The organism is Roseovarius sp. A46 (assembly GCF_004126395.1).
GTDB classification, from domain to species: domain Bacteria; phylum Pseudomonadota; class Alphaproteobacteria; order Rhodobacterales; family Rhodobacteraceae; genus Roseovarius; species Roseovarius nitratireducens.
The window spans coordinates 1-251 of the sequence record NZ_PVWS01000112.1; the positions used below are offsets into that span (position 1 = coordinate 1).

General features: G+C 57.8%; 1 pseudogene. It reads left to right on the top strand.

From position 1 onward, the window contains the following. Positions 1–126: 126 nt before the first annotated feature. A pseudogene (locus C6W92_RS17570) lies at positions 127–251 on the top strand (IS481 family transposase); the annotation flags it as partial.

Consider the following 251-nt stretch of genomic DNA (forward strand, 5'->3'; position numbering starts at 1 on the left):
CCTTCTTCTTCATCGCATCACGCAGGCTGGGAAAGGCGGGCTGTTTCGGCATCGGCAGGACTCCTCTGGCGGACGCCCCAAACCTATCAGATTAGGCAGAAAGTCGCAGGTTTTTCAGACGTTCCTATGGGACAAGTTCGTCACGGCAGCGCCACGACCACGCACGCCGTCAGAGCTGCAATACAGCGATCGCAGGCTTCGCTCTCGGAGTTGAGCCGGGAGTTGGGGATCAACCCAAAAACTGTTGCGAA